The organism is Kribbella catacumbae DSM 19601 (assembly GCF_000372465.1).
GTDB lineage: Bacteria > Actinomycetota > Actinomycetes > Propionibacteriales > Kribbellaceae > Kribbella > Kribbella catacumbae.
Map to the genome: position 1 here is coordinate 1 of NZ_AQUZ01000118.1, position 3,540 is coordinate 3,540.

The 3,540-nt window shown below is 70.0% G+C and carries 7 protein-coding genes; 6 read left to right on the top strand and 1 reads right to left on the bottom strand.

Going from position 1 to position 3,540, the window contains the following annotated elements; translation table 11 throughout:
* Nucleotides 1-701 (bottom strand): GntR family transcriptional regulator (locus A3ES_RS0145225; RefSeq protein WP_020393435.1); only part of this gene is annotated, 701 nt, incomplete at its 3' end.
* 138 nt (nucleotides 702-839) lie between these two features.
* On the opposite strand from A3ES_RS0145225, the gene A3ES_RS0145230 reads away from it, so the two are divergent.
* From A3ES_RS0145230 to A3ES_RS0145255, 6 genes are all read left to right on the top strand, one after another.
* Nucleotides 840-1,082, top strand: coding sequence for a hypothetical protein (locus A3ES_RS0145230; RefSeq protein WP_020393436.1), 243 nt, complete (start codon nucleotides 840-842; stop codon nucleotides 1,080-1,082).
* Entirely contained in the window at nucleotides 1,082-1,354 is a 273-nt protein-coding gene (locus A3ES_RS0145235; protein ID WP_020393437.1) for a P-loop NTPase family protein, read from the top strand. The genes A3ES_RS0145230 and A3ES_RS0145235 overlap by 1 nt, the downstream gene beginning before the upstream one ends.
* On the top strand, nucleotides 1,351-1,764 hold the full coding sequence (locus tag A3ES_RS0145240) for a hypothetical protein (protein WP_020393438.1): 414 nt from the start codon (nucleotides 1,351-1,353) through the stop codon (nucleotides 1,762-1,764). The genes A3ES_RS0145235 and A3ES_RS0145240 overlap by 4 nt, the downstream gene beginning before the upstream one ends.
* Before the next feature lie 23 nt (nucleotides 1,765-1,787).
* On the top strand, nucleotides 1,788-2,207 hold the full coding sequence (locus A3ES_RS0145245) for a hypothetical protein (protein WP_020393439.1): 420 nt from the start codon (nucleotides 1,788-1,790) through the stop codon (nucleotides 2,205-2,207).
* Nucleotides 2,207-2,986 (top strand): DUF2637 domain-containing protein, encoded by a 780-nt coding sequence (locus A3ES_RS0145250; protein WP_020393440.1) that lies wholly within the window; start codon nucleotides 2,207-2,209, stop codon nucleotides 2,984-2,986. Before A3ES_RS0145245 ends, A3ES_RS0145250 begins: the two co-directional genes overlap by 1 nt.
* Nucleotides 2,986-3,540 (top strand): hypothetical protein (locus A3ES_RS0145255; protein WP_026163810.1); only part of this gene is annotated, 555 nt, incomplete at its 3' end. The genes A3ES_RS0145250 and A3ES_RS0145255, both read left to right, overlap by 1 nt.

Genomic DNA, 3,540 nt, shown 5'->3' on the forward strand with positions numbered 1-3,540 from the left:
GTTTCCATTTCCAGCTGCCGGCGCTCGTCGTCCGTGGGGTTCCTCGCGGTCTCGTCCTCGACGACGCGCTTGATGCGCCACCCGAGGTCCCAGATCTCGCCGAAGGTGCCGAGCGGCCACGGCTGACGGTCCGGGTTCTGGATGTCGCGGCCGATCTCGCTGTCGTCGATCAGGTCCCACGGGATTGCGGAGCGCTGCAGTTGCACGACCTCGTCGTCGGCGATCTTCCGGAACACCCGCCGTAGGACCGGGTCGCCGGCCTTGATGGCGAGGTACTCGGCGTCCTTCTCGGTGGCCGGCTCCTTGGTGACGGTCATCTCGACCCGGTACTGCTCCCAGGTGATGCCGTGGTCCTGGACGAACGCGCTCGTCTGGGGACGCTCGCCGCCTCGTTCGAGGATTGCGATCGCGTCGCGGTACCGAGCCGCGGACTGCTGGCGTTTCTTCGGCTGGGTCGCCACGAAGGTACCGGCGCCGGACCGGCGCAGGATGAGGCCCTCAGCGGCCAGGATCCCGAGCGACTTGCGGACCGAGTCGCGGGACATGCCGACGTCGCGAGCCATGGCGTCCTCGCTCGGCAGTTCCTCGCCGGGCTGCAGGCGGCCGTCGTCGATGGCGGCCCGGAGGACGTCGACGAGCTGGCGGTACTTGGGCGAGTGGGCGAACCGGTCGATGGTCCGCGAGTCGAGCTGGATCGGCATGTGCTCAGCGTAGCTGCCCTGTCTGCCGGTGTGAACGTACGTAGGTACAGCGGTTGACCTGTACGTACCCCTCACGTACGGTAGGTGACTACTCGCGCGTGGTCGCGCGTGAGAGGACACCGATCGGAGGAAGCCACGATGGCCAAGGACCGCCTGGAGGTCACCCTGCGCCGCCGCCGCGACGACAAGGTTTTCAAGTCGCGCACGGTCTGGGCCGACCACCGGGACGAAGACCAGGTGCACGACTACCTGGTCGCGATGGCCCGGGATCTCGACAACGCGAAGGGCGACGCCGGCGAGTTCGCCGAGGGCTACGAGCTCGAGGTGCGCGGAGTCGACCGGCGCTGGATCGACTTCCGGCTGCCGGGAAGGAAGGGCTGATGGCCGGCAAGCGTCGCGGCACGGGCCGCCCGCTCCGTTCGGTCGAGAAGGCCGAGCGCCGGAAGGCCGCGGTTCTGGATCGGCTCGGGGACGCGACGTCCCCGAGCCACCGGCTCGCGATCGCCCTGGACTACCTCCGGTCCGCTCTCGCTCTGGTCCCCACCCACGTCGCCGAGCAGGTCGCCCTGGTCGTCGTCAACGACCTGGTCAAGGAGGCCGACCAGCTGTACGCCCCCGGCACCGTCACCAAGCTCGAAAGGAAGGCGTCATGAGCACCGCCGCCGCTCTCGCCAACCCGCCCGAGGACCCCCGCGACACCCCGCAGTCCCCTGCGGTATTGACCCCCGTCCCTGAGGTTGCTACGCGCGTGGGCACGCGCGCCGACGCGTTGACCCCGGCCAAGCGGGTCCGGAACTACAGCACTGCGGTTTCCCAGATCGGCACCCCGCCAGACGTCTGGTCGGACGACCGGCCCTCGCTCAAGAAGCTCTGGTACTACGCGACGCACGGCGTGTGGACAGGCGAGAAGACACCTGCTCGCATGCTTGCTGTCATGTATGCCTTCGGGCTTGCAATCCCGCTGACCGCGCTCGGCTACTACCTGCTCTGGCTCGTCGAGCGTCCCGCCCGACTGATCATCGCCGCCACCGTCGTCGGCCTCTTCATCCTCGTCACCCACTGAAACCGGAAGGACCCCCCACCACCATGGTTATCGCCAGCGCCTCCGGTGTCGCCGTACTCTTCCTCGGCCTCGCCTTCACCTTGCACTTCCTCAAGTCGGCCCAGAAGACCGTCAACTGGTGCATGCTCATCGGCGGCTTCGGCGTCGCCGGTGTCATCGGCATGCTGCTCGCTCGCCTGGCCGGCCTGGTCGTCGGGACGACGAACTCAGGGACGCGGCTGCTGTTCGGCGCGGGCGTCCCGCTGCTCGCCGTCCTAGTCGTCGGCACCATCCTCGTCGTCCACATGCGCCCGGGCGGCAAGGGGCCGAGCCGGGCTACTCCATGGCTCGCGCTCGCTTTCCCGTCTTTCGTCGCCGCGCTCGGTGGCGGTGTCGCTGCCGCGATGGGGACCGTCCCGGACGAGATCTACGCCGCCGTCTCCAGCTTCCTCGGGAGCCTGTGATGCAGGGAGCGACCCTCAAGACGGTCCGGGTCGGCGTCGGCCTGACCGCGTTCGGCGCATCGGTCATCAGCGTCGAGCACGTCTACCACTTCGCGCGTCGCATCGGCGAGAGCACCCTTTCCGCAGTGCTGCTCTCGCTGGTGCTGGAGTTCGCGATCATGGCCGGCGCCGCAACGGTGCTCGGCTGGAACCGCGCCACACACGGCAGTCCAGTGAGCGGGTGGCTGTTCCTGACCCTCGGGTTGGGCGGGTCGATGGCGGGCAACATCGCTGCGGCTCACACCCCCGAGGGGCAGGTCGCCGCCGTCTGGCCTCCGCTGCTGACCTTCGTTGGTGCGCTGGTCCTGGCGGGGCTCGACCGCCGCCAGGTCGTCCCGGTCAAGACCGCCCGTCCCAAGAAGACGGCGACCCCTGTCCAGGACGAGAAGTCGTCCCGTCCCGCCGTCTCCGTCCCGGCCGAGGTTCCGTCCTCGTCCCCGTCCCCTGCTCCGTCCCCGTCCCCCGTCCCCGTCGCCGCAGAGACGAGCCGCGTCGTCCCCGGCCCGACCGTCCCCAAGGAGGACGAGGAGGCGACCGAGGACGAGACGGTCGAGACCCCGACCGTTCACCTGGTGGTGCCCGAGGAGGACCTCGCCAAGGCCCGCGAGCTGAACGAGGCGCACAAGGAGCAGCACGGCAAGCGGATCTCCCGCGACGCCCTCAAGGCCGCCGGGTTCGGGACCCGCAAGGCGACCGAGCTGGCCCGCGTACTGCGGGCTGAGGAGGAGGTGGCTGCCTGATGGAGATCGTCATCGCGATGGCCGTCGCCGCCTACGTCGTACGCCACGGAGCGGAGCTGGTAGCCGCCATCACCGGCAAGCAAACCGACTGGCAGAAGGCGCAGGCCCACCGTGTGGAGGCCCGCACTGCGGCGAGGGTCGCCCGCGCTGCCCGCGCCGGCGAGAAGCCACCGAAGCAGCGCAGCGCGTTCTGGGACTACCTCGCCCTGCTGTGGGAGGACGGTTGGGCGGATGCGCAGTCGAAGCACTCCATCCGGCGGTCCCGCCGCCAGGCCCGCCAAGCCGAGGGTTCGTCCCGGGACGGCGCGATGCGGTTCTACCTGAGGCAGCTCGGCCGGGACGGCTGGGCAGCGTGGGACCGGAAGTGGGACGCCACCACCGAGCGCCGCGCGGCCCGCACCCGTCCCTACGAACCGTCCCCGAACGTGCAGGTCGTCCCCGGCGAAACCGTCCCCCAGTCGTCTCCGGAACCGTCCCCGGAGACCGTCCCCGTCCCCGACCAGGACGAGGACGAGGACCCCACCACCACCGGCCCGTCCACCACCACCACCACC

Coding starts and splice junctions, on each gene's coding strand:
- A3ES_RS0145230 (WP_020393436.1), top strand. CDS start 840: ATGGCCAAGGACCGCCTGGAGGTCACCCTGCGCCGCCGCCGCGACGAC.
- A3ES_RS0145235 (WP_020393437.1), top strand. CDS start 1,082: ATGGCCGGCAAGCGTCGCGGCACGGGCCGCCCGCTCCGTTCGGTCGAG.
- A3ES_RS0145240 (WP_020393438.1), top strand. CDS start 1,351: ATGAGCACCGCCGCCGCTCTCGCCAACCCGCCCGAGGACCCCCGCGAC.
- A3ES_RS0145245 (WP_020393439.1), top strand. CDS start 1,788: ATGGTTATCGCCAGCGCCTCCGGTGTCGCCGTACTCTTCCTCGGCCTC.
- A3ES_RS0145250 (WP_020393440.1), top strand. CDS start 2,207: ATGCAGGGAGCGACCCTCAAGACGGTCCGGGTCGGCGTCGGCCTGACC.